Here is a 26,994-nt window from a genome sequence, read left to right as displayed (position 1 = left end):
TTTGTAAAGAGTTCTTTGGGGAGGACACGTTTCATGTCGCAGTTGGTGATCTACGCCCTGCAAGTCGGTGGCGGAACGCTTGCACTGACCTCGATGCCCGGACGTGGCGGGGATTATTTCAGCGATCTGGATATGATCGCAGGCTGGCAGCCGGGGCTTGTTGTATCGATGACAACGGATGTCGAGATGCTTCAGGATGGGGCGAAGGATTTCGGCAGCGACATTCAAAGCCGCGCCAGCAGATGGGTTCACCTGCCGATCGAAGATTTCGGAGCGCCGACACAAGCGATTGATGACGCGTGGCCGTCCGTCAGCGCCGCAGCCCGACACGCGCTGTCAGGAGGAGGTCGCGTTTTGGTGCATTGCCGTGGGGGCTGTGGCAGGTCAGGTATGGTTGTTCTGCGGCTGATGATTGAATGCGGCGAACGCGCGGACACAGCGCTGGAACGATTGCGGGCGGTGCGCCCCTGCGCCGTCGAAACGGATGCGCAACTGGCCTGGGCCTCGCAGCGTGCGCAGGCACAGGTCAGTCTGGACTCAGATTGAAATCTGCGCGGGCGCGCAAACAGGTTTTCGCGGCCGGATCGTGGAAACTTCGATCATCGCGCAGGGTGGGGTTTGCACGACGCCGGATGGCATCGCACTGACCGTGTTTCCGAAGACCAATTCGGCATAGAGGTTCAGGGGCTCAATTGCTGCTTCGGGCTGCGTGCCGCAAAAGACACGAAGGCTGTCTGATTGCGCCCTGAAAACTGCGTGACATCCGTCGGTGCAATGTGACAGCTCGCTGCTGCCCTCAATCTCGAAATCATCACTTGTGGCCGAGGTCGCCTGGGTCATGGCTTCGGATATCGAGCGCGCCAGCCGCGCCAAAGCGGGGCAGGTTTTGCCCGTCCGCTGACATACTGTTGCACTGAATTCATGCGTTTTTGTCTTCCAGATCATCCTGCGCCCTCCGCGCGTGGTGGACAGGATATTTGGGACAGGTGGGACAGCGTGATGCCGTCAGGACCTGCCCGGACACCCCGTCCGAGTTTCGGTTTCGTTTCCGATGGCAGGTCTCCTGACTTGCGGGTCATCGCTTTGCCGACCTTCCCAGCCTTTCGGGCCAGTGGTGTTTTGGCATCGCTTACCGCTTACAGTTGCGGGGGCAGTCGCGGATTTGGTTGTTGCCTGCATGACCAGACATTACCGCACCGTGTTCCCTTTTCATCCCGACCCCTTGTGGAGGCCGGAAACCATCACACAACCGCTAGCGTTTGAGTACGCATCGAGTCAAGCCGATCTTTTGGCCGGACGCTTGGTCATGCTGGATACGATGTAGGTTCATGCATAATGTCGAGGGTGTCGAGGTTCGGAAACCGGATTTACCAAGCGAAAAGCCAGAGATCATGTTGGATACAGAGCAAACGGTATTGACCGAGGAGTTTCGCTTTCCTTCCGGGCAGAAAACACTGTCCGCCCGATTGTATAGCCCGCTGACTTCGCCCGAAATCGTCGTTGTGCTGAACAGTGCAACGGGTGTGCCGCGTGATTATTACCGTCATTTCGCACGATGGCTTGCCGCTGAGAAGGGTATGGCCTGCCTGACCTATGACTATCGGGATTATGGGCATTCCTTGACCGGCCGCCTGAAAGATTCGCGTGCGACCATGGCGGATTGGGCCTTGATCGACATGCCCGCGGCACGGGCGGAAATGCGTCGGCGATACCCGAATGCGAAACACTGGACCATCGGCCATTCCGTCGGCGCGATGTTGGGGCCTGTGCAACCGGATATCGATCTGATTGACCGGATGATCTGTGTGTGTTCGGGGCTTGTGACCCTAAGCGACCATCCGTGGCCCTATCGGGGTTTGGCGGGGTTGTTCTGGTACGGCCATGCTCCGCTTTTGGCCCGAGCCCTTGGCTACCTTCCCGGAAAGGCGATCGGGTTTGGCTCGGACCTGCCGGCATCGGTCTATTGGCAGTGGCGCAAATGGTGTACCGCGCCTTTGAATTATGTGCCTGAAATCGGGCATGAGTTACCTGCGGCGCAGTGGAAGGATTCTGGAACGCCCGTGGATTTGTTCACCTTCGAGGACGACCAGATGGTGCCGCCGGAAGCGGTTTGGCGGCTTGCGGAACTATACGGCCCCGATGCCAACCGTCACCTGCTGAGCCCCGCCGATTTCGGGTTGCCTGAGGTTGGACATATCGGAGCATTTGCCCGGCGCAACGCAGCGGTTTGGCCGCGACTGATCGCCTGACCAGACGCGGCGCAGGACGGGCCGGGCACCGTCCTGCCATCACCGGTTGCGAAGCTTCTTTTCCTTCATGACGCCACGGACCATCTTGCCGAACGCTTTGTCCCGCGCCCGGGACTGCGCGACAGTTTCTGAGTTGCGCTGATCTTCGCGCCGAAGCTTGCGCCACCGGTCCAATCGAGCCGGGTCAAGCGTGCCGTGGCTGATCGCCTTTTGCACGGCACATCCGGGCTCGGAGCTGTGCTGGCAATCCGAAAAACGGCAGTCCCGGCTCAACGCGGCAAGGTCCGAGAAAACGTCGTCGATCCCGTCCTGAGCGTCCATCAGGCGCAACGCGCGCATACCGGGTGTATCGATCAACCAGCCGCCGTTGCGCATCCGGTGCAGTGCCCGAGCGGTCGTCGTGTGCCGGCCCCGCGCGTCATCCTCGCGAATGTCCGAGGTGGCGAGAACCTGACCGGTCATGGTATTGGCAAGCGTCGTCTTGCCAACGCCCGACGAGCCAACCAGCGCTCCGGTCTGGCTTTTGGGGCACCAGGACAGAACCTTTTCAACCTCTGCCGGGTCCAGCGCGTTGATCGCCAGAACCGTCAGGAACGGGTCCAATGATTGTACCTGTCCCGTGAAACTTTCAGGGTCCGCCGATTTGTCGGCCTTCGTCAGAACGACGACCGGGTAACACCCGGCCTGATGCGCAAGCGCCAGATATCGTTCCAGCCGGGGCAGATTGAAATCGGCATTGCAGGAACTGACGATGATCAGCACATCGACATTGGCTGCGATCAGTTGCGTCGCGGCACCTGTTCCGGCGGCGCGCCGGTGCAGCAGGCTGCGCCGGTCGAGCAAATGGCGCACGCGTTTGTCGTCGTCGGTGAGAACCCAGTCGCCAACGGCATAGGTGCCGGTTGATTGATCGAGGGTCAGCAACGGGACTTCACCATCCGGGTTCAGCCCGATCAGGCGGTCCCGATGAACGGAAGTGATGCGAAAAGGTGTGCAGGAAGGATAAGCCGCGTGTTGCGCAGCAAAGTGAGAGGACCATCCCAGGTCCGAAAGTGTAAGAAACATTGGCCTGCCTGTCGTCAGATACAGCACTCCCGACGGATGGCAATCGCTCATCCCCGGGTCATGTGTTCAGGCAGTCAGTTGATACCGTGAGGTCAGAACCGTGCTGCCCGAAGGATCTTTGCTACAATCATAAAGCCCTCCTGCGGCCAAGGTTCATTAAGGTTCATAAAGTGAGAGGTTGGACATCGACCCAAGCGGGGCTCGTTGTGGCTGCTTCCTTCCGGACCTGACCAGGTTGGCGAGGCGCTCGCCCGCGCCAACCTCTCGATTCTGGATATAGGGAAGGCTTCGGCAAAAGACAACCCGTCAGAGCGTCAGGCGAATGCGCGCAAAACCCTGTTCGTCAGGTTCCAGAATCTTGGGGGCGAACCTGTTCAATTCGTCGACATATTTCAAAGCACCGGGCCCTGTCCGAAGAATGGTCTTCATCCCCGATTTCGGCATCAGCGAGAACGGATAAGGTTGCCGGGCCAATGGGTCGGGTGGCAGGCGGTGCGTCATGTAATCCCGCAAAATGTCCCGGATATCCAGCGGGGGAAGATCTATGGCAGGGGTCGATGACACATGCGGGAAATGTCCGCCTCCGCTTGCGCGATAATTATCGAGCGCAACGACAAATGTCTGATCCGGCCGCACGGCTTGGCCCGCGCAAGTCAGATGATGCACTCGCCTGTGGCCGGGATGGATCATTTGCCCCCCGACATCGTAACGCGCCGGTTGCGACGGGTCGATCTGATAGGACAGGCCAAAGATGACATCGAAATTGTATCCCGCCCGATCCCGGTCGAACAGTTCTGCCTCGGCATCGGGGAATTGTTGGTTGAATGCACTGGCTGACATCTCCAACCATTCCAGCAGCTGCGCGCCCGTGATCTGAACCGCGCGCAACTCGTTGGGAAAGACATGCAGGTCCGCCACGTGACGCAGACAGATTTCACCGGGCGGCACGTCCGTGTAGTGTCTGGGGCCAGAGCGTCCGCCGCATTTGGCTGGTGACGCGGCTGACAACAGCGGCAGCTCTGCAAGCGGGGTGCCGTGTAAAAAAGGGCGCAACGCGGCTGCTTGTGCGGCGGCAACAAGCGTCAATCCACGATCCGGCGCACAGAAGCTGAAATAGCTGTGCAATGTCTCCGAGACGTGCGCAACGGGCGCTGCCATGTCCTGACGGGTCTGCTGATGTGCGTGTTCAACCAGATTCGCGATTGCCAAATCTTCGCCAATCGCGGTGCCGTCCACCGAAACCGGGCGCAATTCGGCGTGGCTGTCAACAACACGCAGCCCCGACTGGGGCTGTAGGGTAACGGCCAGATCGATTACTCCAAGATATGCGCCTGCCGAGCCGGGCATGACAACCGGCGTTCCATGCACCAGCCCTTTCACGTAATCCACATTCGGGGTTTGCGCGCCGGTGCGTGCGGGAAGGGTCAGGTGAGTGTGCCCGGCGACCACAGCGTCGATGCCCTCGATCGCGGCCAGGGGAATAACGGCATTTTCAGTGTCGGTCGCTGTGTCCGGGTGTCCAAGCCCGGAATGGGCGAGCGCCACGATCAGATCGCACCCCTTTACGCGCAAAAGACGCGTCAGGGACCGGGCCGCGACAACGATGTCGTCCGCCGCTACGGTTTCGTTCAGATTGTGTTCTTCCCAACGTGTTGTTTGCGGTGGCAGAACCGAAAACACGCCGACGCGAATGGGTACATCCTTGTTTCCCACCGACACGATACGGTCGAGGATCGCAAAACGCTGCCATGATTGTCGTTCTCCGGACCGATGAAGATTGCCGCACAGAACCGGGCACGGGGCTTGCGCAAGGGTCTTGTCCAATGTCGGCAGCCCGAACCCGAAATCATGATTGCCCAGACCAATCGCATCATAGTCCAGCGCCTTGAATGCCTGCATCATCGGGTGGGGCGTGTCGTTCCGAACGGCCCATTCGCCCATCGGCGTTCCCTGGAGCGAATCCCCGTTGTCGAACATCAGTACCAGCGCGTCTGTGGCCTCGTGTCGGGCCTTGCGGATCAGGCTGGCGGTGCGAGTCAACCCAAGCGTTGGGTCTGGTGTGTCCGCGTAATAGTCAAAACCGGTCAGATGCATGTGCAGGTCGGAGGTGGCAAGAATACGAATACGCCCACGGTCTTTTGTGGGGTGAGCCTGCGTCGTTGGGTTTTGCTTCACTTTTGTTGTTCTGCTTTTGAATGTGGCAATGGGCTAAAATCATCAAAACGCAGTCTAGATGATTTTTCCGAGGCTGCCATGCGGCTTTTCGGCGGCGCGTCTCTGTGTTTTGCGTCTTGAATTGCCATTGCAACAGGGCCTGAGACATGGCAGCCCTGTGCGCAAGACCAGAAGGAATTCCAATGAAAAAAGCAGAGCAGGTGACTTTCGGCGGCTCGGGCCTGAATCGGGCAGCACATCTTCGTGGGGATTCAGAGAAGCTGTCCGAGATGGCGCGCAACCCTGCCGCGCGATGCATATTGTTGTGGCGAGGCAAGCTTCTGGTCGTGGGCGCGGCGCTGGATCAGCTTGCCCTGACGCAGATGACCCACCCGCTGGTCAGCGATGGCCCCGGCGGCGTAATCGAAGCACCGGTTTTTCTGGGCCTGAGTGCCGAGGGCGCACCCCTGTTTGCCGCGGATATCTCGGCCTGGGGGGCAGAGGGATTGGATCTGACTGGCCTGGGAGAGTTCGTGGACAGATCCGAACAGCAGCATCCGGATTTGCCCCAAGGACATGTCTTTGCCGAGCTTCGCCGGATCATGGCGCGATTGTCGCCCCGTGATGCCGAACTGGCCGCATCGGCCAAGGCGGTTGTCGGTTGGCACGAAACACATCGCTTCTGTGCCCGCTGCGGCGCAGCCAGTGATGTGTCGCAAGGGGGGTGGCAGCGCAGTTGCCCGTCTTGCGGCGGGCAGCATTTCCCGCGCACGGATCCGGTTGTGATCATGCTGATTACGCATGGGGACAGTGTGCTTATGGGGCGATCTCCGGGGTGGCCCGAGGGGATGTTTTCCTTGCTGGCAGGATTTGTCGAACCTGGCGAAACGCTGGAAGCGGCGGTGCGCCGCGAGGTGATGGAAGAGGCAGGCGTACCTGTTGGCGCGGTGTCTTACCTGTCCAGCCAGCCCTGGCCTTTCCCGGCATCCCTGATGTTCGGATGCGCCGGCGAGGCCCTGTCGCGCGACATCGTGATCGATCCGGTCGAGATCGAAGAGGCGATGTGGGTCAGCAAATCCGAAATGATGCAGGCATTTGCCGGCGAACATCCCCGGTTGTTGCCGGCGCGCAAGGGGGCTATCGCTCATTTTCTGCTTCAGAACTGGCTTGCGGATACGCTGGACTGAGGAAAAACTGGTGAAGCCATAAACAGCAAAGGTCACTATGCAGTTTTCAGCGCGCGAAGATATCGAAGCCCCTATCAATTCGGTATTCGACATGGTGTCGGATTTCGAGAGGTTCGAGCGTATGGCGATGCGTCGTGGCATCGACGTGCGGCGCCTCGGCGCGGATGCAATGGTGATTGCTGGCACCGAATGGAAAACGGAATTCAGGTTGCGTGGAAAGCCGCGTCAGATGTCGGTGGTGATGACGGACTATGACAAGCCGTCGCAAATGCGGTTTGAAGCTGCCAGCAAGGGAATAACCGGCCTGACGACAGTGGATTTTCTGGCCCTGTCCCCGCGTCGGACACGCCTGAGCGTTGAGATGTCCTTGGCCGCAAAATCCTTGCCCGCGCGGTTGCTGTTGCAGTCCATGAAGCTTGGACAGTCAAAGTTCCGCAAGCAATTCCAGGTGCGGTTCAGCGAGTTTGCGCGTGAACTGGAGCAGCGCCATTTCCACAGCGGGCAGTAAGACCCGGCGGAGGATGCTTTGCACATGTACGACCTTAGAGATGTGCGGGAAAGCGACGCAGACGGTCTAGCTGACGTACTGAGCGAGATATTCAAAGCAGGAAAACGTTTGACCGCAGGCAGCAAGGACTTTGTTCACGAGCGCTATATTCACGACCCCCAACGTATCAGGTGCACGGTCGCAGTTGATCCGGACGGTCGAATTCTGGGCTTTCAATCCCTTAAGGAGGCAGAGAAAGACAACCTGTACGGAACACCTGCTGGATGGGGCGTAATCGGAACGCATATCCGTCCGTCTGCTGCGCGGATGGGAATTGGTCGAAAGCTGTTTGCCTGCTCACTGGAAGCCGCTCGAGCGCATGGTTTGCCAGCCATCGACGCAACGATTGGCAAGGACAACGCCGAAGGTCTGGCCTATTACGAGGCGATGGGTTTCAGGGCATACAGGCATGCCCCCGGTGAGATATCCAAGGTATTCAGACTGGATGCCTAGCGGTTCGGAAGCTGTGGAGGACGGATGGCGAGCATAATCTTCCTGCACGGGGCGTCGAGCAGCGGAAAGAGCACGATTGCGCGGGCATTGCAGCAGAGTATCAAGGAGCCGTTCTGGCATATCTCGATTGATCATCTGCGCGATTCCGGTGTTCTGCCTACGGCCGGGTACAAAAACGGAGCGTTTGACTGGAAGGCAGACCGCGCAAAGGTTTTTGACGGGTTTCATGCATCACTGGCCGCCTATGCGGATGCGGGTAACAACCTGATAATAGAACATATCCTGGACACCCCGAAATGGGCTGATGATCTGAGATCGCTGTTGGCTCAGCACGACATCCTGTTCGTGGCGGTTCATTGCCCGCTGGCCCTGTTGGTTGAGCGCGAGCGCCTTCGGGGCGACCGCGAACTGGGCAGCGCTGCGCACGACCATTCCTTGATTCACGACGGCAGGGTTTACGACATCGAGATCGACTCGGCCGAAGGTGTCGAGGCAAATGTTCAATCGATACTTCAGGCGTGGCGCGGTGATACGCGCCGATCCGAGTTTGGCAGGAATGCCGAATGATGTCTCAGCCGCGCGGATGGGCCGCTGGGTAGACGCCAAGAATCTCGACATTGGTCGTGAAATGTTCCAGCTCGTCCATGGCCAGCTGCACGTTACGGTCTTCGGGATGTCCAACGATGTCCGCATAAAACTGCGTTGCCGTGAAGGACCCGTCGACCATATAGCTTTCCAGCTTGGTCATGTTGATCCCGTTGGTGGCAAAGCCACCCATGGCCTTGTACAGCGCGGCCGGGATGTTGCGGACCTGAAAAACGAAGCTGGTGATCATTTCATACTCACCCCGACGAGACAGATCCGCCTCTCGTGACATGACAAGGAAACGGGTCGTGTTGTCGTCATTGTCCTCGATATGGCGGGCCAGCACGTTCAGGTCGTAGATTTCAGCCGCAAGTTCGCTGGCCAGAGCGGCGGAATGCAAATCCCCGATTTCGGCCACTTCGCGCGCAGCGCGGGCATTGTCGGGACTGACACGGCCGCGAATACCGTGTTCTTTCAGGAAGCCGGAGCACTGCGGTAGCAGCACCAGATGCGAATGCGCTTCGGTGATGTCCTCCAGCTTGGCGCCGGGTACACCAAGAAGGTTGATGTGAACACGCACGAACGCTTCATCGATGATATGAAGCCCGCTATGCGGCAGCAGCCGGTGAATGTCGGCAACCCGACCATAGGTCGTGTTTTCGACCGGCAGCATCGCCAGATCGGCCGCGCCCGAGCGAACTGATTCGATCACGTCCTCGAATGTGCGGCAGGGCAGGGCCTCCATTTCGGGGCGTGCGTTGCGGCAGGCCTCGTGACTGTAGGCGCCGGGTTCGCCCTGAAAAGCAATGCGATTGGTCATTTGGTCGATTCCATGCAACAAGTTCGCGATTTGGTCGTTTCGTCGCGGTGTCTATACCTTGCCTCTCGCAAGTGGAAGCCTTAGACACCTGCCCAGACAGCTGAAATGGACACGCGATCAATGTTCGACACGATGACAGTTACCAAGGCCGCCGCAGGCCTGTTCGGCACTTTCCTGGTGCTGCTTCTGGCCAAATGGGGGGCGGACATCCTCTATGCTTCCGGTGGCCATGGCTCGGCTGAGGCCGCCTACATTATCGAAACCGAAAGCTCGGGCGAAAGCGCCGACGGCGAAGAGGTGGTCTTCGAAGATCTGCTGGCCGCCGCTGACGTCGAGAAGGGCGCGAAAGTATTCCGCAAGTGCACCGCGTGCCACAAGCTGGAAGACGGCGCGAATGGCACCGGCCCTTATCTGTACGGCGTTGTTGATCGCCCGGTCGCTTCGGCAAAAGGTTTCACCGGTTATTCAGCCGGTATGCAGGCGCATGGTGGCAACTGGACGCCCGAAGCGCTGGATGCGTTCCTGACCAAGCCCAGCAGCTATATCTCGGGCACTTCGATGAGCTTTGCCGGCTTGAAAAAACCGCAGGACCGCGCAGACGTGATTGCCTATCTGCAAACAATCGGCAACTGATTGCCTGACAGGCCAGACAAGTTGAGAGCCGCTGCCCCGCGCAGCGGCTTTTTTTATCTGAAGGGAACTTCACAAAGCGCACACGCATTCTAAACTTGAAACTGTCAGCGTTGGCACATTAGCTAGCGTATGCGACATAAAAGATTACAATAACCCAGAGGATGAGCCCCATGATATCCCTAATGCCTGCTGCATGTGATCTTAAGGTCAGGCCATTGGCTGGCATATTCGGGCTTTGTGCTGTTCTGCTCTCACCGCAAGCTGCTTTGGCATTGGATGAGGGGGTTACCCGCAGTCATGGATATTCGTATTTCGGCAATCTGGATTACCCTGCTGACTATCCGCATCTGAATTACGTGAATCCAGATGCGCCCAAAGGTGGTGAGTTGTCCTTGGCGGCTTCGGGGACGTTCGATTCCTTGAATCCCTATTCCCGCAAGGGGCGCGCAGGCGCCTTGACGACGCTGCAATATGACCGCCTGTTCGAAAGCTCGGATGACGGAGTCGGGCAGTATTACGGCGTGCTGGCGGAAAGCCTGGAATATGATGAAGGGCGCAACTACGTCATTTTCCATTTGCGACCCGAAGCAACCTTTTGGGATGGCACGCCGGTGACGGCCGAGGATGTTGTTTACAGCCACCGCCTGTTCATCGAACAGGGCCTGCCTTCGTACGCCCAAGCCGTGGGCCGCATGGTGACGGGGGCCGAAGCGCTGGATGATCACACGGTCAAGTTCACGTTCAATCCGGAAGTCACCCGCCGCAGTTTGATCGAAACCGTTGGGTCGACCCCCGTCTTTTCGAAAGCATGGTTCGAGGCGGACGAGTCCCGGCGCCTGGATGAGCCGCGGCTGGAAGTGGCGGTCGGATCGGGCCCCTACAAACTCGACAGCTATGACATCAATCGCCGTATCGTTTACAAGCGACGAGACGACTATTGGGGTAAGGATCTGCCATTCAATGTCGGTCGCAACAATTTCGATACGATCCGCGTCGAGTATTTTGCCGATCAGACAGCGGCGTTCGAGGGGTTCAAGGCCGGTGAATACACGTTGCGGATTGAAAGTGATCCCAAGCTTTGGGCGACGGCGTATGATTTCCCGAAGATGAACGAAGGTGTGATCGTACGGGACGAGATACCGGATGGCAGCCCGCCAACACCGTCAGGCTTCGTCGTCAACCTCGGAAAACCGCAGTTTTCAGACAAGAACGTACGCAAGGCCCTTGCCCTGGCCTTCAATTTCGAATGGGCCAATGAATCCCTGCTGTTTGGTCTGAATTCACCGCGCAATTCCTTTACACAAGGCACCCCGCTGGAAGCGCATGGCTTGCCCGAGGGCGATGAGCTGGCGTTTCTTCAAGGGCTGGGTGAGGTTGTGCCCGAGGACCTTCTTTCAGAACCTGCCGTGACGGTACACGAGTCAAACCCCGCGCGCCTGAATGATCGCAGAAATCTGCGAAAAGCCGCGAAACTGCTGGACGAGGCCGGGTGGCCGGTCGGCGATGGCAACGTGCGGCGCAACGCGGAAGGGCAGACGCTCAGGGTGGATTTCCCCTATCCTTCAAACCTGCCGACTTCGACGGCCACGATGATTGAAACCTATGTCCAGAACCTGCAAGCCATTGGCGTGGATGCGTCGGCGGAAAAGGTTGACCCGGCACAATACACGCTGCGCAGCCGCGAGCGGGACTATGACATGGTCTATTCCACACGATACGGGTCTTTTTTGTCGACCGGCGGCGGGTTGAGCCAGATGTACGGGTCGAAAGAGGCTGCATTCAGTCTTTTCAACCCGGCCGGATTGGCCAGCCCTTTGGTTGACGCAATCATCGAAGCATCCTTTGATACCGACAATCAGGCGGATCAGGACGCGGCGTTGAAGGCGTTGGATCGCGCCCTCAGGTATGAGTTCTTCGTGATCCCCGTAGGATACATCGCTGACCACTGGGTGGCATATTACGATATGTATGAATACCCGGAAAACCTGCCGCCTTATTCGCTGGGCTATCTGGATCTGTGGTGGATCAATCCGGAAAAAGAGGCTGCACTGAAAGCGAAAGGCGCGCTGCGATAACATGGGCGCCTATATTCTAAGACGTTTGTTGCTGATCATCCCGACCCTTCTGGGCATCATGATCGTCAACTTCACGCTGGTACAATTCGTGCCTGGCGGTCCGGTCGAGCAGATCATTGCCCAGATCGAAGGTCAGGGGGATGTATTCGCCGGATTTGCAGGTGCGGGCGATGCCGGCGCGGGTTCAGAGCCGGCGGGCGGCGTTTTCGACGACAAATATGTCGGTGCGCGAGGCCTGCCGCCCGAGTTCATTGCTGAACTTGAAAAGGAATTCGGTTTCGACAAACCGCCTCTGGAGCGGTTCCTGATCATGATGGGCAACTATCTGACGCTGGACTTCGGCGAAAGCTATTTCCGCTCGATCAGCGTGATTGATCTGGTACTCGAGAAAATGCCGGTCTCGATCTCGCTGGGCCTGTGGTCAACGCTTATCGCCTATCTGGTTTCGATCCCTCTGGGCATTCGCAAGGCGATCAGGGACGGTTCGCAGTTCGACACGTGGACCAGCGCTGCGATCATCGTGGCCTATGCGATCCCTGGCTTTCTGTTTGCCATCCTGCTGCTGGTGCTTTTCGCCGGTGGATCCTATTGGCAGATCTTCCCGCTGCGGGGGCTGACATCCGACAACTGGGACAGCCTGAGTCTCTTTGGCAAGATCGCGGATTACTTCTGGCATATAGCGCTGCCGACGATTGCGCTGACGATCTCGGCCTTTGCGACGCTGACGCTGCTGACCAAGAACTCGTTTCTCGATGAGATCAAAAAGCAATATGTCATGACCGCCCGCGCCAAAGGTCTGAGCGAACGCAAGGTGCTGTATGGCCATGTGTTCCGCAACGCGATGCTGATCGTCATAGCCGGATTTCCGGCCGTGTTCATCGGCGTGTTCTTCGGAGGCTCGATCATCATTGAAACGATCTTCTCACTTGATGGTCTGGGACGTCTGGGTTTTGAAGCTGCCGTGGCGCGGGATTACCCGGTGATCTTCGGCACGCTGTTCATCTTTGGCCTGATGGGCCTGGTCGTCGGTATCATCAGCGACCTGATGTATGTGCTGGTCGACCCGCGCATCGATTTCGAAAAGCGGGAGGGGTAAATGGCATTGTCCCCCCTGAACCAGCGCCGCTGGAGCAATTTCTGCCGCAACAGGCGCGCTTTCTGGTCATTGATCATTTTCTCAGTGCTGTTCGGTCTGTCGCTGTTTGCCGAGTTCATCGCCAACGATAAACCGATCCTCGTTAAATACCGGGGTGAGTTCTATACGCCGGTCTTCAACTTCTACGCGGAAACCGATTTTGGCGGAGACTTCCAGACAGAGGCGATCTATCGCGACCCCGAGGTTCAGTGTCTGATAGACAGTGGCGGCCTTGAAGAGTGTTTCGACGATCCCGAAGGCATTATCGAACAGATCGATGCCGGCACGTTCCAGGCGGAAGGGTTCGAGCGTGGCTGGTCGATTTGGCCGTTGATCCCTTATTCCTACAACACATCGGTCGATCGCCCCGGGGCTGCGCCCTTGCCACCCAACGGCCAGAACCTGCTGGGCACCGATGACACCAAGCGCGACGTTCTTGCCCGCGTGATCTATGGTTTCCGCCTGTCGATCCTGTTCACGCTGATCGTGACGGGCGCCGCCAGTCTGATCGGTATTTTCGCCGGTGCCATACAGGGCTTCTTCGGCGGTTGGCTGGATCTGATCTTTCAGCGGATCATCGAGATCTGGTCAGCGACGCCCTCGCTTTACGTCATCATCATCATGTTCGCGGTGCTGGGGCGCAGCTTCTGGCTGCTGGTCGCGTTGATGATCCTGTTCAGCTGGACCGGGCTGGTTGGCGTGGTGCGCGCAGAATTCCTGCGGGCGCGAAACCTTGAATATGTGCGCGCTGCGCGGGCGCTGGGCGTGGGCAACATGACCATCATGTTCCGCCACATGCTGCCCAACGCGATGGTGGCCACGCTGACCTTCATGCCCTTCATCGTCACGGGCACCATAGGCGGGCTGGCTTCGCTGGATTATCTGGGTTTTGGCCTTCCCTCTTCGGCCCCCTCGCTGGGAGAGCTTACCTTGCAGGCGAAACAGAACCTTCAGGCCCCGTGGCTGGCCTTCACGGCCTTTTTCACCTTTGCCATCATGTTGTCCCTGCTGGTCTTCATCTTTGAGGGCGTGCGGGATGCGTTCGATCCCAGAAAGACCTTCTCATGAGCCTGCTGGATGTAAACAACCTGAAGATCTCGTTCCGGCAGGACGGTCAGATCAGTGCTGCGGTTCGGGGCGTGTCATTCCATGTCGATCGCGGGGAAACCGTGGCGCTGGTGGGCGAATCCGGATCGGGCAAATCTGTCACCGCGCTCAGTACCGTATCGTTGCTGGGCGACAGCGCCATCGTCGACGGGTCCGTCACCTATGACGGGCAGGAGATGATCGGCGCCTCGGAGCAGCGCCTGATGGATGTGCGCGGCAATGACATCAGCTTCATTTTCCAAGAGCCGATGACATCGCTGAACCCACTGCACACGATCCAGAAGCAGATGGCGGAATCGTTGGCCCTGCATCAGGGGGTGACGGGTGATGTCGCGCGCGAACGGATTCTTGAACTGTTGAACAAGGTCGGTATCCGCGACCCCGAAGACCGGCTGGACAGCTATCCGCACCAGTTGTCAGGCGGACAGCGGCAGCGGGTGATGATCGCCATGGCGCTGGCGAACAAGCCGGACATCCTGATCGCCGATGAACCGACAACGGCGTTGGATGTAACCATTCAGGCACAGATCCTCGAGTTGCTGGCCAGTTTGCAGAAATCCGAAAACATGGGGATGCTGTTCATCACCCACGATCTGGGCATTGTGCGCCGGATCGCTGATCGGGTCTGTGTGATGAAGGATGGTGAGATCGTCGAGACCGGTGCGACGCAGGAGATCTTCGACAACCCGCAGCACCCCTATACCCGCAAGCTCCTGGCCGCGGAACCTTCGGGTCAGCCAGACGCCGTTGCAACAGATGCCGAGGAAGTCGCGCGCACCGATCATCTGAAGGTCTGGTTCCCGATCCAACGGGGATTTCTGAAACGCACGGTCGGCTATGTGAAGGCGGTGAATGACGCCTCGCTGAGTGTACGCGCGGGTGAGACTTTGGGGATCGTGGGTGAAAGCGGGTCGGGCAAGACCACGCTGGCGCTGGCGATCATGCGTCTGATCGCGTCCGAAGGCGGCATCACCTTCCGCGATCAGGATGTTCGAAAATGGTCCACGCGAGAGCTGCGCCGGCTGCGCAAGGATATGCAGATCGTGTTTCAGGACCCGTTCGGCAGCCTCAGCCCACGTATGACCTGTCAGCAGATCATCGCGGAAGGTCTGGCCATTCACAACGTTGATCCTCATCGCGCGCCGCGCGAGCTGGTCGCTGAGGTGATGACCGAAGTGGGCCTGGATCCTGCGGCGATGGACCGGTATCCGCACGAGTTTTCGGGCGGGCAGCGTCAGCGCATCGCGATTGCGCGCGCGATGGTCTTGCGACCCAAGCTGCTGGTACTGGACGAACCGACCAGCGCGCTGGACATGACGGTTCAGGTTCAGATCGTCGATCTGCTGCGCGATCTGCAAAAGAAATACGGGCTGGCCTATCTGTTCATCAGCCATGACCTGAAAGTTGTGAGGGCGATGTCGCACAAGGTGATCGTCATGCGAAACGGAGATGTGGTTGAAATGGGCACGGCCGAGGATTTGTTCGAAAATGCCCAGACCGACTATACCCGTGAATTGATTGCTGCGGCGGGCTGAAATCAGCCCGCCACCGTCAGGCCGTCAGGCGCTTGCCTTTTCTTTGGATGCCGCTTTCGGCACCGGTCCGCGCAGTTCTTCATAGTGATCAAAGCTCAGCTTGACCCACCCGGTTCCGCGCGTGGCGCTGGCAAGAGTGCGATGCAACTCATCCTCGGCCACGGCGGGTATCAGGGCGTTGAAAATCTCCCAGCCTGATGCGTTTGGGTTGCCCTCAAATCCCAGAACCTGTCCTTGCAGAGAGCTGATCGTCGGCACCAGGTCGCCAACAAAATCAGAAGGCAGGTGGATTTCGGCGTTCAGGATCGGCTGCAAAACAACGGGCTTGGCCTGTGGCAGCGCTTCGCGCACGGCGTTCTTGCCCGCGGTGCGGAAGGCATAATCGGAACTGTCCACGTTGTGATGCTTGCCGTCATGCAGCGTGACCTTCACATCCACCACCGGAAAGCCCTCGGGGCCTTGCTCCAGCGCGTCCCTGGCGCCCTGTTCCACGGATGGGATGTAATTCTTGGGCACCGCGCCTCCCTTGACCACCTCTTCGAACTGGAACCCAGATCCGCGCGGCAGCGGTGCGACCGAGATCACGACATCCGCGAATTGCCCGGCCCCGCCGGATTGTTTGCGGTGTCTGTGGCGATGTTCGACAGGTGTTCGGATGGTTTCGCGATAGGCGGTTTCGACTTGGTCGGCTTCAATCTCGATCCCGAAATCCTCGGCCAGCTTGGCGGTCACGCGTCGCATGTGCTGCGGACCCTGAGACCCAAGAACGGCGTGGCCGGTAAGCTCATCCTGTTGCAGGTGAAGGCCGGGGTCGATCTCGGCCAGACGGCTCAGGGCGTTGGACAGGCGCACATCGTCCCGCTCATGCGCAGGCGAGACGATCTGACGATGCGCCACCGGATGCGAGGCCGCCCATTCCGGCAGTTCCGTCGCCGAATTGCTGTCGTAGATATAGCCGGGGTTGAGGTGATCGGATTTCACCGCCAGACCAATCTGCCCGGCCTCAAGCGTGGCGATCTGGGTTTTGGCATCCAGCGTTGTCAGGTTGCCGACGGTCTCACCGCCCAAGGCTTCATGGGCTTGCACGCCGTCCCCCAGGCCGCGCAGTACGACGATTTTTCCGATGTGTTTTTTGACATCCGCAAAACCGGCAATGGCGCGGGCGCTGTCTCCGGCCTCGTCGCGCCCGGCGGCGATATCAAATTCGGGGGCTTCGTGTCGCAGGGCCTTCATCAGGCGCGTCAGCCCGTTGCCGTGGCTTGCGGCACCCAGACAGGCGGGAATCAACTGATGGTTCTTCAGGACCTGTGCCGCCAGGTCATAGACCTCGTCGCTTGGCGGCTGTTTGTCTTCGATGAGCTGTTCCAGCAGGGTGTCATCGAAATCGGACAGGGTCTCCAGCAGCTCGGTTCGGGCCTCCTGCTCACGGTCTTCAACGGATTGAGGCAGTTCGATCAGGGCCGAGGGCTGGCCCTCCTGATATTTCCAAGCCCGTTCCGAGATCAGATCAACCGCCCCGATGATCGTATCCCCTTCGCGGATCGGGACCTGACGCAGGGCGATGTGATGGGTGCAGTATGTTTGCAATGCGGCGATGATATCGCGGATGCGGCCGTTGGGATTGTCCATCCGGTTGATGAAGAGAAAACACGGGATGCCGGCCTCTTCTACCAGTCGCAGGTAGGGCGCGCACAAAACGGCGGCATTCGGGTCGGGGGGCACGACAACTACGGCAGCGTCCGATATAGCCATTGCGGGTCCGACATAGGCCAGAGCATCGCCGCCCCCGTCAACGTCGATCGCGCACCAAGGCTCTTCCAGGTAAGAAAAACCGTGCAAATGCACGGTTTCGGAAACATCGAATGTGGTGGGGCGCCCGTCGAGGCGGCTGATGGCCTCGACAAGCGTAGATTTGCCCGATTGACTGGGCCCGAGGACGGTGAATACGCGCATGAGTGTTGTCCCTCTTTCAGGTTGCAGATTGGCTGCACGAAAGGGACCGACCGACGCGTTGGCGTCGACAAGGATTGTCTGTATTTTGCCCGCCTCAGGCCGCAGAGCGAGATGCCGCCCTACAGCATGAGTGTGGGAAAAACCGCAGGCGTGCGTCAAGCCCCTGATGTGTTTTGCGCGTGACGGGCCGAATGCTGCCCGCCGAAAAAGGGTCAGATGGCCGAGCTGTGCCCGGCTTTGCTGAGGTCATAGGCGTCAAAGCTGCGGGCGATCATCCGGGTCAGCGCCCGCGCTTCGGGCGGTATGAAAAGCCCGGTTTCAGTGATTTGCAGCATCCCGTCGAAAGATGCATTGGCTGCGTGATACATCTCGTCCAGTTCAGCGGCTGATACATCGTGATCCCGCAGGATTTCTGCCGTGTCGATTTTGAAATCGCACATCAGTGCCTCGATCAGGCGGGCACGCAGAATGTCCTGACCCTTGAAGAGGTGCCCTCGGGATGTCGAAAACTGCCCATCGCGAATGGCTTTGGTGTGGACAGAGGTGGCCGGAGCGTTCTGCGCATAGCCTTGCGGGAAGCGCGAGATCGAGCTGGCCCCGACACCAATCAGAACATCGGCCTGATCGTCGGTGTAACCCTGGAAGTTCCGCTTGAGGCGGCCCGCGCGCAAAGCGTGGGTCAGCCCGTCATCCTGAGTGGCGAAATGGTCGATGCCGATTTCGGCATAATTGTCCCAAAGAAACAAACGCCGGGCCGTGTCGAACAGCTCGAGGCGCTGTTCCGGTGTGGGCAGGGCGTCCGACGGAATAAGCTGCTGCCGCTTGGCCATCCAAGGCACATGGGCATAGCCGTAAAGCGCCACGCGATCCGGGCTGAGCGACAGGAGCTTCTGTACGCTTTCCGTCATGCGCGCCTTGGTCTGATGCGGCAGACCGTAAAGAATATCCGCATTCAGGCTGGCGATGCCGCGTGCGCGGATCATGTCGATGGCGTCGCGCGTGGTGTCATAGCTTTGGATGCGGCCGATGGTTTTCTGGATTTCGTCGTCGAAATCCTGCACCCCGATCGAAGCACGGTTCATGCCCGCGTCTGCCAGCGCATCCAGACGCGCCTCGTCAATCTCGTTCGGATCGATCTCGACCGAGAATTCGGCATCAGGCCCCATGGGCACGATACCCAGGATGTGTTGTGCCAGTTCACGCATCAGTTGGGCGTTCAGCAACGTTGGCGTGCCACCGCCCCAGTGCAGGCGCGACAGAACCACACCTTCGGGCAAACGTGCTGCCAGAAGATCCAGTTCGGCCTTCAGAACGTCGACATAGGCGATCACCGGATTGTCGGTTTGTGTTCCTTGTGTCCGGCAGGCACAGAACCAGCATAGCCTGCGGCAGAATGGAACATGGATGTACAAGGAAATGGCACTGCCGGGTTTGATCCCGGAAATCCAGTCGCCAAACATATCTGCTCCCACGTCGTTGCTGAAGTGGGGGGCGGTGGGATAGCTTGTGTAACGCGGTACTTTCGCGTCAAATAGTCCAAGCTTTGCCAATTGTGGTTTCACTATCATGGCGATACCCTTATGCGACAGGCGAAACAGGTGCTTTGATGGAGATCAAGTGGGAACGCGCATGACAGTAAAAGCACAATTTGACCATTCAAATTGCGGAGATTGCCCGATTCGTCATCGCGCCGTCTGTGCCCGGTGTGATGCTGACGAGCTGGAAGAGCTTGAAAGCATTAAATATTACCGCAGTTTTGAAGCGGGTCAGACGATCATCTGGTCTGGGGATCAGATGAGTTTCGTCGGCTCGGTCGTGGCCGGAATCGCGTCGTTGACCCAGACGATGGAAGATGGCCGCACCCAAATGGTTGGTCTGCTGCTGCCCAGCGACTTCGTTGGCCGCCCGGGTCGCGATACTGCACCTTATGATGTCCAGGCGACGACGGATGTCGTGATGTGCTGTTTCCGCAAGAAACCGTTCGAAGAGCTGATGGACCAAACCCCACATATTGCGCATCGTCTTTTGCAGATGACGTTGGACGAGCTTGACGCTGCCCGCGAGTGGATGCTGGTTCTGGGGCGCAAAACGGCGCGTGAGAAGATTGCCAGCCTGCTGTCGATCATTGCGCGCCGGGACGCTTCGGTCAGCCAAAAGGGTCTGACTGGATCTATAGTGTTCGACCTGCCCCTGACCCGAGAAGCAATGGCGGATTACCTTGGTTTGACACTGGAAACGGTCAGTCGCCAGATTTCGGCTTTGAAAAAAGACGGGGTGATCACACTTGAAGGAAAGCGACACGTGACCATCCCCGATCTGGGCCGCCTGATGGAAGAGGCAGGTGACGATTCGGATGGCGGCTTTCCGGTCTGACGCGAACGGTTTTTGACCGCCAACAGCCGTCGCGGTCTTGTTCGCAGGAATGTCTGATTCAGGAGATCGACATGGAATTTACCAGTTTGTTGGCAATGCTTTTGGTCGGCGCAATCGCCGGTTGGCTGTCTGGCAAGATCATGGAAGGCCGGGGGTTCGGTCTTTTCGGCAACATCATTGTCGGAATCGTCGGCGCGTTTCTTGCGGGGTTGATTTTTCCGGCACTTGGATTTGCCGTTGGCGGCGGCCTGCTGTCGTCTATCTTCTTCGCAACAGTAGGCGCCGTGATCCTGTTGTTCCTGATAGGCCTCATCCGCAGAGGATGACAAAAGCCGCCAAGTCAGGCGGCTTTTGAAGGGCGGATCAATGGGCAAGGAATACGGGTACGCTAGACTGCTCCAGCATGTTGCGTGTTGCGCCGCCCAGAATGGCCTCGCGAAAACGGGAATGACCGTAAGCGCCCATGACGATCAGATCCGATTCTGTATCGGATGCGTGGCGGTTGAGAATATCCGACACGCGCGTCATGCTTTTGCTCAGCACATCAATCTCACATTTGACCCCGTGTCGGGCCAGCATCTGTGACAGCAATCCGCCGGGGTCAGACCGGTCGGGTCCATGACGGGGTGGATCGATGACCACGATTCGGACCAGCTCGGCCTGTTTCAGGAAGGGCAGGGCGTGACGAATGGCGCACATGGCCTCGACGCTTTCGTTCCAGCCTATCATGATATTGCGCGGCACCGTCAGGGGTTCGACGTCGTCCGGTACGACCAGAACCGGGCAATGCCCTTCGAACATGGCTGCTTCGATGATGGGCTCGGCCTCGGCCCCACGGTCTTTGCCGTAGGGGTGCGGCAGGATCACCAGATCGGAAAACCGTGCCCTATGCGCAACATGGCGTCCGATATCAGCGATTTGCGCGACGCCATGCTCGGCGGACCAGCGAACGCCGGACTTGCCAAGGTAATCATTGGCAAAATTCAACAGCTCCTTGGCCTCGGCGTTGGCCCGGCTCAGTGTTTCCTGAACGATAAGCGCATTGGCACCCGCATAGTAATAACCTGTCTGACTGCGATCGACCCCCAGGCACAGGGCTTCGGCATGGGCATCCTGAGATTCTGCCAAGGCCACCATCTGCGCCAGAGCGGCGGGTGCTGTCTTCGTTTCGGTCATGACAGTGAGTAGAGATTTGTAAGTCATCGCGACCTCATGATTCGGGCATTTGGTCTCATGTGACCAGTTGGCCTGTTTCCTCTACAATGCGTGTCACAGAAAACGCAGAACTGTCTTGATACAGATCAAAGCAGTAACAGCCGCCGTGCTTCAGAACGGCAGCCAGTCAAATGGGTTTCGCGCGTCACAAGAATCAAAAGCGCGCGGGGCATGGCAAAGGGACGCAATATGTCGAATTACATCAAGCTGATCGTGCTTGGTCTGATCGCGCTGTTTGCAGCGATCGGAACCAATTATGCACGTGATTTGGCGTATCAGGTACATGCGCTGCTGGTGATGCTTATCGCCGGTGGCTTGTTCATCTGGACGCTTCGAAACACTGACGAGCCAGATATTCTAGTCGACCGCTCGGGCGAATACATGGATGACGTGATCCGCTATGGCGTGATCGCAACCGCCTTCTGGGGCGTGGTCGGGTTCCTGGCCGGGACCTTCATCGCGTTTCAGCTCGCCTTTCCGGTGCTGAACTTTGAATGGGCACAAGGTTATCTGAACTTTGGTCGTTTGCGTCCGCTGCACACGTCGGCAGTGATTTTTGCCTTTGGTGGCAACGCGCTGATCGCAACGTCGTTCTACGTCGTTCAACGTACCAGCGCCGCGCGTCTTTGGGGCGGCAATCTGGCCTGGTTCGTTTTCTGGGGCTATCAGCTGTTCATCGTGCTGGCGGCGACCGGCTATGTTCTGGGCGGAACGCAGTCCAAGGAATATGCCGAACCTGAATGGTATGTCGATCTGTGGCTGACCATTGTCTGGGTCGCCTACCTGGCCGTGTTCCTGGGCACGATCGTCAAGCGGAAAGAGCCGCATATCTATGTGGCCAACTGGTTCTACCTGGCCTTTATCGTCACCGTTGCGATGCTGCACCTGGTCAACAACATGACCGTTCCTGTCAGCATCTGGGGTTCGAAATCGGTCATCGTCTGGTCGGGCGTGCAAGACGCCATGATCCAGTGGTGGTACGGCCACAACGCCGTGGGCTTCTTCCTGACTGCCGGCTTCCTGGGCATGATGTACTATTTCATCCCGAAACAGGCCGAGCGCCCTGTATTCTCGTACAAGCTGTCGATCATCCACTTCTGGGCACTGATATTCCTGTATATCTGGGCCGGTCCGCACCACCTGCACTATACCGCGCTGCCTGACTGGGCTTCGACGCTGGGCATGGTGTTCTCGGTGGTCCTGTGGATGCCGTCCTGGGGTGGTATGATCAACGGTCTGATGACCCTGTCGGGCGCATGGGACAAGCTGCGCACCGACCCGGTGATCCGGATGATGGTGATCTCGGTCGGCTTCTACGGCATGTCCACCTTCGAAGGCCCGATGATGTCGATCCGTGCGGTGAACTCGCTGTCGCATTACACCGACTGGACCATCGGTCACGTGCACTCGGGTGCGCTGGGCTGGAACGGCATGATCACCTTCGGCGCGCTGTACTTCCTGGTGCCCGTCCTGTGGAAGCGTGAGCGTCTGTACTCGCTGCAAATGGTCAGCTGGCACTTCTGGCTCGCCACCATCGGCATCGTGCTTTACGCGGCGTCGATGTGGGTCACCGGCATCATGGAAGGCCTGATGTGGCGTGAAGTGGATGCCAACGGCTTCCTGGTGAACTCGTTCGCCGACACTGTGGCCGCCAAGTTCCCGATGTATGTGGTGCGTGCTCTGGGTGGCGTGATGTTCGTCGCTGGTGCCTTGATCATGTGCTACAACCTGTGGATGACCGTCCGGAAAGCGCCGGCCAAAGAGGCCAGCCTGACCGTCGCGGTCCCGGCTGAATAAGGAGGGCCGGAGCAATGGCAATTCTCGACAAACACAAGATCCTCGAGACCAACGCGACCCTCCTGCTGATCTTCAGCTTCCTGGTCGTGACCATCGGTGGCATCGTTCAGATCACCCCGCTGTTCTATCTTGAGAACACAATCGAGAAGGTGGAGGGCATGCGCCCTTACACCCCTCTCGAGATGGCGGGGCGTGAGATCTACATCCGCGAAGGCTGCTATGTCTGCCACAGTCAGATGATCCGCCCGATGCGGGACGAGGTCGAACGGTACGGCCACTACTCGCTGGCGGCGGAATCGATGTACGATCACCCGTTCCAGTGGGGGTCCAAACGCACCGGGCCGGATCTGGCTCGTGTGGGTGGCCGCTACTCGGATCAATGGCACGTGGACCATCTGCGTGATCCGCAATCGGTGGTGCCGGAATCGGTGATGCCGAAATACGGCTTCCTCGAGCATCGCAAAATTGACGGCAAGTACATCGGTGATGTGATGGCCACCAATGCTCTGGTCGGGACACCCTATTCCGAAGAGATGCTGGAAAACGCACAAGCCGACTTCCTCGCTCAGGCCGACCCGGACAGCGACTATGACGGGCTGCTGGAGCGCTATGGCGACAAGGTCAACGTGCGCAACTTCGACGGCCAGCCCGAGTTGACCGAAGCTGATGCGTTGGTTGCCTATCTTCAGATGCTGGGCACGTTGGTCGATTTTTCGACCTTCACCCCGGACGCAAGCCGCTAAAGGAGAATCGTGATGGAAGAATACACAATTCTCAGGCAGTTCGCGGATAGCTGGATGTTGCTGCTGTTGTTCGCCTTCTTCGTTGGTATCGTCATCTGGGTTTTCCGCCCCGGTGCTAAGCAGGAATACAAGGACACCGCCAACATCCCCTTCCGGCATCAAGACAAACCCGCCACATCCAAGGAGGCGCGGCAATGAGCAAGACACCTGAAAAACAGCCGGGTGATCCGAACACAACCGGGCACAGCTGGGACGGGATCGAAGAGTTCGACAACCCGATGCCGCGCTGGTGGCTGTGGACATTCTATGTGACCATTATCTGGGCCGTGATCTACACGATCTTGTATCCAGCATGGCCCCTGGTGCAGTCGGCAACCGCCGGCGTCCTGGGCTGGTCTACACGGGCTTTGGTCCAGCAGGAGATGGTCGCATTCGAAGAGGCAAACGCACCCTGGAACGCCAAACTGGTGGAAACACCGCTGGAAGACATCGCAAAAGACGCTGAGCTTCAGCAATATGCCGTGAACTCCGGTGGTGCCGTGTTCCGTACCTGGTGTGCGCAGTGCCACGGTTCCGGTGCACAGGGCGCGCCGGGTTTCCCGAACCTGCTGGATGACGCCTGGCTGTGGGGTGGTACGATGGAAGACATCGTCTACACCGTCAGCTATGGTATCCGGAACGAAGAAAGCGACGATGCACGCTATTCCGAGATGCCTGCCTTCGGTGAAATCCTCGAGCATGATGAAATCACGCAGGTGGTTCAGTATGTCATGTCGCTGAGCAACGCACAGACCGATGACGCGGCGGCACAGGCGGGCAAGGTTGTCTTCGAAGACAACTGCGCGTCCTGCCATGGCGAGGATGGTACGGGTGACATCTTCCAGGGGGCACCGAACCTGACCGACGCAATCTGGCTATATGGTGGCAGCGAAGAGACTTTGACTGAAACTGTGACCTACAGCCGCTTTGGCGTCATGCCGAACTGGGATACCCGCCTGACCGAGGCGCAGATCCGTGCGGTATCCGCCTATGTCCACCAGTTGGGTGGTGGCCAGTAAGACCTAGAGGGCAACCTTCGGGCGGTTCGCCGCCCGAAGGCTGTAGCACCGGCTGTTCCATCTGTTCGCGCGTTTCCTGAACAGCCGGTGCTTTTTTACACTGAATTCCTGTTGTTTTGCCATTCCGTTCTTTGCAACGACGGCTGATCATCCGCATTCGGGCAGGTCTGACCCGGGGCTGCGACAATTGGTCGGCACTTGGAAAACTGCATGTACCGCGTGCAGCCGGTATCGCGCCACAAGCAGTTTTTCCGCCAAAATCGGCTAAAAATCGGGTAAAATACTTCATTTCCTGCGCCGGCAAGATGGGGCGATCTTCAAAAGATGTTTGCTCGATGCGCTTTTTGACCCATGTCAAAGTTCGCCTGTGCATGATCTGGAACAAGACGTCTTCAGAAGACCCATTTGTGGAGCCAGCCAGTGAGCGATTCCGATCCCGCCCCCAGCCTTTACGCCGCGCGTGAACCGATCTTTCCAAGACGTGTTTCGGGCAAGTTCCGCAACCTGAAATGGATCATCCTCATCGTGACGCTGGGCATCTACTACGTGACGCCTTGGATCAGATGGGATCGTGGCCCCAGCCTGCCGGATCAGGCTGTTCTGCTGGATCTGGCGAATCGGCGTTTCTATTTCTTCTGGATCGAGATCTGGCCGCACGAATTCTACTTTGTCGCCGGTCTGCTGATCATGGCAGGTTTGGGTCTGTTCCTGTTTACGTCAGCCTTGGGTCGCGTGTGGTGCGGATATGCGTGCCCGCAGACCGTCTGGACGGATCTGTTCATTCTGGTCGAGCGGTGGATTGAAGGTGACAGAAACGCCCGCCTGCGCCTGCACCGTCAGGAAAAGCTCGATTTCCGCAAAGCTCGCTTGCGGATCACCAAATGGACGGTCTGGTTTCTGATCGGATTGGCGACGGGTGGTGCCTGGGTGTTCTATTTCGCGGATGCACCGACGCTGGCCCGCGATCTTGTGACGGGCAACGCGCATCCCGTAGCGTACACGACGATGTTGATCCTGACGGGTACAACCTTCTTCTTCGGCGGGTTCGCCCGCGAGCAGATCTGTATCTATGCCTGCCCATGGCCGCGCATTCAGGCGGCGATGATGGATGAGGACACGCTGGTTGTCGGCTACCGCGAATGGCGGGGTGAACCGCGTGGCAAAGGCAAACGGACGGCCGATTCTGAATTGGGAGATTGTATCGACTGTATGGCCTGCGTGAATGTCTGCCCTGTCGGGATCGATATCCGGGATGGTCAGCAGCTGGAATGCATCACCTGTGCCCTTTGCATCGACGCGTGTGACGACATGATGGCCAAGATCGGTAAGCCACGAGGGCTGATCGACTACATGGCGTTGAGTGACGAAGCCCATGAGCGATCCGGTAAACCCGCCAAGAATGTCTGGAAGCACATTCTGAGGCCGCGGACGATCATGTATACCACGTTATGGGCGCTGGTCGGATTCGGGCTGCTGTTTGCACTGTTCATCCGTTCTGACATCGATCTGACTGTTGCGCCGGTGCGCAACCCCACCTTCGTCACCCTGTCGGACGGTACGATCCGCAACACCTATGACGTTCGTCTGCGCAACAAGCACGGTGAGGACCGTCTGTTCAAACTGTCTTTGGCGGGCGATCCGGCGATGCGACTGGAAATCGAGGGAACCAAGATCGATACTGTGAATGTCACGGCGGATACGGCACAATTGACCCGTGTATATGTGTTGGCACCTCGCGACAGCGGTCCGGCCGCAGCAGAGGCGACACCAGTGCGGATCTGGGTCGAAGACCTCAGCAGCGGCGAACGCGCCTACAAGGACACCACGTTTAACGGACGAGGGAACTGATCATGGCCGAACGGAAATTCACCGGAAAGCACGCTTTGGCCGTGTTTGTCGGCGCTTTTGGCGTGATCATCGCGGTGAACCTCGTGCTGGCCTACAATGCGGTGAAAACCTTTCCCGGGCTCGAGGTGAAGAACTCCTATGTCGCCAGTCAGGAGTTCAACGAGCGCCTGAAAGAGCAACAGGCGCTGGGCTGGACCGTTCGGGCTGAAACCAAAGGTGGCCTTCTGATCCTGCACATCACCGACGAAAGCGGTGCGCCGGTTGAGGTGCGCGAATTGCAGGCCGTGGTCGGCAGGGCAACCCATGTGCGCGACGACTTTGTGCCGGATTTTACGTTTGATGGCACGGCCTATGCCACGCCTGCCACACTGGGCAAGGGCAACTGGAACATCAGATTGGTGGCGCGTGACGGAAACGGGGCCGAATTCTCGCAGCGCGTTCCGCTATACGTGAAGGGGTAGG

The 26,994-nt window shown here is 58.5% G+C and carries 26 protein-coding genes, 1 other RNA gene and 1 riboswitch; of the genes, 19 read left to right on the top strand and 8 right to left on the bottom strand.

The window, feature by feature from the left end; genetic code table 11:
* Positions 1-33: 33 nt before the first annotated feature.
* The gene (locus AC2FF8_RS19410) at positions 34-546 is read left to right on the top strand and encodes a protein-tyrosine phosphatase family protein (protein WP_170347291.1); all 513 of its coding nucleotides are present in this window, start codon (positions 34-36) and stop codon (positions 544-546) included.
* Here AC2FF8_RS19410 and AC2FF8_RS19405 read toward each other — a convergent pair.
* Positions 538-945 carry a hypothetical protein gene (locus AC2FF8_RS19405; RefSeq protein ID WP_496880499.1) on the bottom strand — a complete coding sequence of 136 codons (408 nt, stop codon included), beginning with the start codon at positions 943-945 and terminating at the stop codon, positions 538-540. The genes AC2FF8_RS19410 and AC2FF8_RS19405 overlap by 9 nt on opposite strands.
* Before the next feature lie 91 nt (positions 946-1,036).
* A riboswitch (cobalamin riboswitch) is annotated at positions 1,037-1,258 on the bottom strand.
* Positions 1,259-1,328: 70 nt separating this feature from the next.
* Between AC2FF8_RS19405 and AC2FF8_RS19400 the strand changes: the two genes are divergently transcribed.
* Positions 1,329-2,249 (top strand): alpha/beta hydrolase family protein, encoded by a 921-nt coding sequence (locus tag AC2FF8_RS19400; protein WP_496880498.1) that lies wholly within the window; start codon positions 1,329-1,331, stop codon positions 2,247-2,249.
* 39 nt (positions 2,250-2,288) lie between these two features.
* On the opposite strand, the gene rsgA is transcribed toward AC2FF8_RS19400, so the two are convergent.
* From rsgA to AC2FF8_RS19385, 3 genes are all read right to left on the bottom strand, one after another.
* A complete protein-coding gene (gene rsgA / locus AC2FF8_RS19395) occupies positions 2,289-3,314 on the bottom strand; it encodes a ribosome small subunit-dependent GTPase A (protein ID WP_496880497.1) in 1,026 nt (341 codons plus the stop codon).
* A gap of 168 nt (positions 3,315-3,482) precedes the next feature.
* An RNA gene (gene ffs / locus AC2FF8_RS19390) (signal recognition particle sRNA small type) lies at positions 3,483-3,581 on the bottom strand.
* Between the two features lie 39 nt (positions 3,582-3,620).
* A complete protein-coding gene (locus AC2FF8_RS19385; protein WP_496880496.1) occupies positions 3,621-5,489 on the bottom strand; it encodes a bifunctional 2',3'-cyclic-nucleotide 2'-phosphodiesterase/3'-nucleotidase in 1,869 nt (622 codons plus the stop codon).
* A 182-nt stretch (positions 5,490-5,671) separates the two neighbouring features.
* On the opposite strand from AC2FF8_RS19385, the gene nudC reads away from it, so the two are divergent.
* From nudC to AC2FF8_RS19365, 4 genes are read left to right on the top strand one after another with little or no spacing between them, the layout of a single operon-like run.
* A complete protein-coding gene (gene nudC / locus AC2FF8_RS19380) occupies positions 5,672-6,655 on the top strand; it encodes an NAD(+) diphosphatase (RefSeq protein ID WP_496880495.1) in 984 nt (327 codons plus the stop codon).
* Positions 6,656-6,692: 37 nt separating this feature from the next.
* Positions 6,693-7,163, top strand: coding sequence for an SRPBCC family protein (locus AC2FF8_RS19375; protein WP_496880494.1), 471 nt, complete (start codon positions 6,693-6,695; stop codon positions 7,161-7,163).
* Between the two features lie 24 nt (positions 7,164-7,187).
* Positions 7,188-7,655 (top strand): GNAT family N-acetyltransferase, encoded by a 468-nt coding sequence (locus AC2FF8_RS19370; protein ID WP_496880493.1) that lies wholly within the window; start codon positions 7,188-7,190, stop codon positions 7,653-7,655.
* 24 nt (positions 7,656-7,679) lie between these two features.
* Entirely contained in the window at positions 7,680-8,222 is a 543-nt protein-coding gene (locus AC2FF8_RS19365) for a chloramphenicol phosphotransferase CPT family protein (RefSeq protein ID WP_496880492.1), read from the top strand.
* 4 nt (positions 8,223-8,226) lie between these two features.
* Here the strand turns inward: AC2FF8_RS19365 and AC2FF8_RS19360 are convergent, their stop codons facing one another.
* Positions 8,227-9,060 (bottom strand): prephenate dehydratase, encoded by an 834-nt coding sequence (locus AC2FF8_RS19360; protein ID WP_170347284.1) that lies wholly within the window; start codon positions 9,058-9,060, stop codon positions 8,227-8,229.
* 120 nt (positions 9,061-9,180) lie between these two features.
* Here AC2FF8_RS19360 and AC2FF8_RS19355 point away from each other — a divergent pair, with 120 nt between their 5' ends.
* The 5 genes from AC2FF8_RS19355 to AC2FF8_RS19335 all read left to right on the top strand — a co-directional run bounded on the left by AC2FF8_RS19355 (position 9,181) and on the right by AC2FF8_RS19335 (position 15,545).
* Positions 9,181-9,693, top strand: coding sequence for a c-type cytochrome (locus AC2FF8_RS19355; protein WP_496880508.1), 513 nt, complete (start codon positions 9,181-9,183; stop codon positions 9,691-9,693).
* Between the two features lie 170 nt (positions 9,694-9,863).
* Positions 9,864-11,768 carry an extracellular solute-binding protein gene (locus AC2FF8_RS19350; RefSeq protein WP_496880491.1) on the top strand — a complete coding sequence of 635 codons (1,905 nt, stop codon included), beginning with the start codon at positions 9,864-9,866 and terminating at the stop codon, positions 11,766-11,768.
* Between the two features lies 1 nt (position 11,769).
* A complete protein-coding gene (locus tag AC2FF8_RS19345; RefSeq protein ID WP_152459198.1) occupies positions 11,770-12,864 on the top strand; it encodes a microcin C ABC transporter permease YejB in 1,095 nt (364 codons plus the stop codon).
* Positions 12,865-13,971, top strand: coding sequence for an ABC transporter permease (locus AC2FF8_RS19340; RefSeq protein WP_170347282.1), 1,107 nt, complete (start codon positions 12,865-12,867; stop codon positions 13,969-13,971).
* A complete protein-coding gene (locus tag AC2FF8_RS19335; RefSeq protein WP_496880490.1) occupies positions 13,968-15,545 on the top strand; it encodes an ABC transporter ATP-binding protein in 1,578 nt (525 codons plus the stop codon). The genes AC2FF8_RS19340 and AC2FF8_RS19335 overlap by 4 nt, the downstream gene beginning before the upstream one ends.
* 24 nt (positions 15,546-15,569) lie before the next feature.
* Here the strand turns inward: AC2FF8_RS19335 and AC2FF8_RS19330 are convergent, their stop codons facing one another.
* Positions 15,570-17,498, bottom strand: a complete 1,929-nt coding sequence (locus tag AC2FF8_RS19330) for an elongation factor G (RefSeq protein ID WP_496880489.1) — start codon at positions 17,496-17,498, stop codon at positions 15,570-15,572.
* A 212-nt stretch (positions 17,499-17,710) separates the two neighbouring features.
* Positions 17,711-19,066, bottom strand: coding sequence for an oxygen-independent coproporphyrinogen III oxidase (gene hemN / locus AC2FF8_RS19325; RefSeq protein WP_257599374.1), 1,356 nt, complete (start codon positions 19,064-19,066; stop codon positions 17,711-17,713).
* A gap of 61 nt (positions 19,067-19,127) precedes the next feature.
* On the opposite strand from hemN, the gene fnrL reads away from it, so the two are divergent.
* Together fnrL and AC2FF8_RS19315 are read left to right on the top strand one after the other, a co-directional pair.
* Positions 19,128-19,871, top strand: coding sequence for a transcriptional regulator FnrL (fnrL, locus tag AC2FF8_RS19320; RefSeq protein WP_480686083.1), 744 nt, complete (start codon positions 19,128-19,130; stop codon positions 19,869-19,871).
* A 71-nt stretch (positions 19,872-19,942) separates the two neighbouring features.
* Positions 19,943-20,197, top strand: coding sequence for a GlsB/YeaQ/YmgE family stress response membrane protein (locus tag AC2FF8_RS19315; RefSeq protein ID WP_170347277.1), 255 nt, complete (start codon positions 19,943-19,945; stop codon positions 20,195-20,197).
* A gap of 37 nt (positions 20,198-20,234) precedes the next feature.
* Here the strand turns inward: AC2FF8_RS19315 and AC2FF8_RS19310 are convergent, their stop codons facing one another.
* Entirely contained in the window at positions 20,235-21,074 is an 840-nt protein-coding gene (locus AC2FF8_RS19310) for a universal stress protein (protein WP_480686084.1), read from the bottom strand.
* Between the two features lie 201 nt (positions 21,075-21,275).
* Here AC2FF8_RS19310 and ccoN point away from each other — a divergent pair, with 201 nt between their 5' ends.
* From ccoN to AC2FF8_RS19280, 6 genes are all read left to right on the top strand, one after another.
* A complete protein-coding gene (gene ccoN / locus AC2FF8_RS19305; protein WP_496880488.1) occupies positions 21,276-22,883 on the top strand; it encodes a cytochrome-c oxidase, cbb3-type subunit I in 1,608 nt (535 codons plus the stop codon).
* Between the two features lie 14 nt (positions 22,884-22,897).
* On the top strand, positions 22,898-23,626 hold the full coding sequence (gene ccoO / locus AC2FF8_RS19300; RefSeq protein WP_170347274.1) for a cytochrome-c oxidase, cbb3-type subunit II: 729 nt from the start codon (positions 22,898-22,900) through the stop codon (positions 23,624-23,626).
* A gap of 12 nt (positions 23,627-23,638) precedes the next feature.
* A complete protein-coding gene (locus tag AC2FF8_RS19295) occupies positions 23,639-23,824 on the top strand; it encodes a cbb3-type cytochrome c oxidase subunit 3 (protein WP_170347273.1) in 186 nt (61 codons plus the stop codon).
* Positions 23,821-24,684, top strand: a complete 864-nt coding sequence (ccoP, locus tag AC2FF8_RS19290) for a cytochrome-c oxidase, cbb3-type subunit III (protein ID WP_170347272.1) — start codon at positions 23,821-23,823, stop codon at positions 24,682-24,684. Before AC2FF8_RS19295 ends, ccoP begins: the two co-directional genes overlap by 4 nt.
* A gap of 420 nt (positions 24,685-25,104) precedes the next feature.
* Entirely contained in the window at positions 25,105-26,532 is a 1,428-nt protein-coding gene (gene ccoG, locus AC2FF8_RS19285; protein WP_170347271.1) for a cytochrome c oxidase accessory protein CcoG, read from the top strand.
* A gap of 2 nt (positions 26,533-26,534) precedes the next feature.
* Positions 26,535-26,993, top strand: coding sequence for a FixH family protein (locus AC2FF8_RS19280; RefSeq protein ID WP_170347270.1), 459 nt, complete (start codon positions 26,535-26,537; stop codon positions 26,991-26,993).
* The last annotated feature ends 1 nt before the right edge of the window (position 26,994 follow it).

Source organism: Ruegeria sp. YTSA144 (assembly GCF_059610125.1).
The sequence above is the reverse complement of the archived record's forward strand: the minus strand, read 5'-3'. Positions and strand labels throughout refer to the sequence as shown.

Coding starts and splice junctions, on each gene's coding strand:
- AC2FF8_RS19410 (WP_170347291.1), top strand. CDS start 34: ATGTCGCAGTTGGTGATCTACGCCCTGCAAGTCGGTGGCGGAACGCTT.
- AC2FF8_RS19405 (WP_496880499.1), bottom strand. CDS start 945: ATGATCTGGAAGACAAAAACGCATGAATTCAGTGCAACAGTATGTCAG.
- AC2FF8_RS19400 (WP_496880498.1), top strand. CDS start 1,329: ATGCATAATGTCGAGGGTGTCGAGGTTCGGAAACCGGATTTACCAAGC.
- rsgA (WP_496880497.1), bottom strand. CDS start 3,314: ATGTTTCTTACACTTTCGGACCTGGGATGGTCCTCTCACTTTGCTGCG.
- nudC (WP_496880495.1), top strand. CDS start 5,672: ATGAAAAAAGCAGAGCAGGTGACTTTCGGCGGCTCGGGCCTGAATCGG.
- AC2FF8_RS19375 (WP_496880494.1), top strand. CDS start 6,693: ATGCAGTTTTCAGCGCGCGAAGATATCGAAGCCCCTATCAATTCGGTA.
- AC2FF8_RS19370 (WP_496880493.1), top strand. CDS start 7,188: ATGTACGACCTTAGAGATGTGCGGGAAAGCGACGCAGACGGTCTAGCT.
- AC2FF8_RS19365 (WP_496880492.1), top strand. CDS start 7,680: ATGGCGAGCATAATCTTCCTGCACGGGGCGTCGAGCAGCGGAAAGAGC.
- AC2FF8_RS19360 (WP_170347284.1), bottom strand. CDS start 9,060: ATGACCAATCGCATTGCTTTTCAGGGCGAACCCGGCGCCTACAGTCAC.
- AC2FF8_RS19355 (WP_496880508.1), top strand. CDS start 9,181: ATGTTCGACACGATGACAGTTACCAAGGCCGCCGCAGGCCTGTTCGGC.
- AC2FF8_RS19350 (WP_496880491.1), top strand. CDS start 9,864: ATGATATCCCTAATGCCTGCTGCATGTGATCTTAAGGTCAGGCCATTG.
- AC2FF8_RS19345 (WP_152459198.1), top strand. CDS start 11,770: ATGGGCGCCTATATTCTAAGACGTTTGTTGCTGATCATCCCGACCCTT.
- AC2FF8_RS19340 (WP_170347282.1), top strand. CDS start 12,865: ATGGCATTGTCCCCCCTGAACCAGCGCCGCTGGAGCAATTTCTGCCGC.
- AC2FF8_RS19335 (WP_496880490.1), top strand. CDS start 13,968: ATGAGCCTGCTGGATGTAAACAACCTGAAGATCTCGTTCCGGCAGGAC.
- AC2FF8_RS19330 (WP_496880489.1), bottom strand. CDS start 17,498: ATGCGCGTATTCACCGTCCTCGGGCCCAGTCAATCGGGCAAATCTACG.
- hemN (WP_257599374.1), bottom strand. CDS start 19,066: ATGATAGTGAAACCACAATTGGCAAAGCTTGGACTATTTGACGCGAAA.
- fnrL (WP_480686083.1), top strand. CDS start 19,128: ATGACAGTAAAAGCACAATTTGACCATTCAAATTGCGGAGATTGCCCG.
- AC2FF8_RS19315 (WP_170347277.1), top strand. CDS start 19,943: ATGGAATTTACCAGTTTGTTGGCAATGCTTTTGGTCGGCGCAATCGCC.
- AC2FF8_RS19310 (WP_480686084.1), bottom strand. CDS start 21,074: ATGACTTACAAATCTCTACTCACTGTCATGACCGAAACGAAGACAGCA.
- ccoN (WP_496880488.1), top strand. CDS start 21,276: ATGTCGAATTACATCAAGCTGATCGTGCTTGGTCTGATCGCGCTGTTT.
- ccoO (WP_170347274.1), top strand. CDS start 22,898: ATGGCAATTCTCGACAAACACAAGATCCTCGAGACCAACGCGACCCTC.
- AC2FF8_RS19295 (WP_170347273.1), top strand. CDS start 23,639: ATGGAAGAATACACAATTCTCAGGCAGTTCGCGGATAGCTGGATGTTG.
- ccoP (WP_170347272.1), top strand. CDS start 23,821: ATGAGCAAGACACCTGAAAAACAGCCGGGTGATCCGAACACAACCGGG.
- AC2FF8_RS19280 (WP_170347270.1), top strand. CDS start 26,535: ATGGCCGAACGGAAATTCACCGGAAAGCACGCTTTGGCCGTGTTTGTC.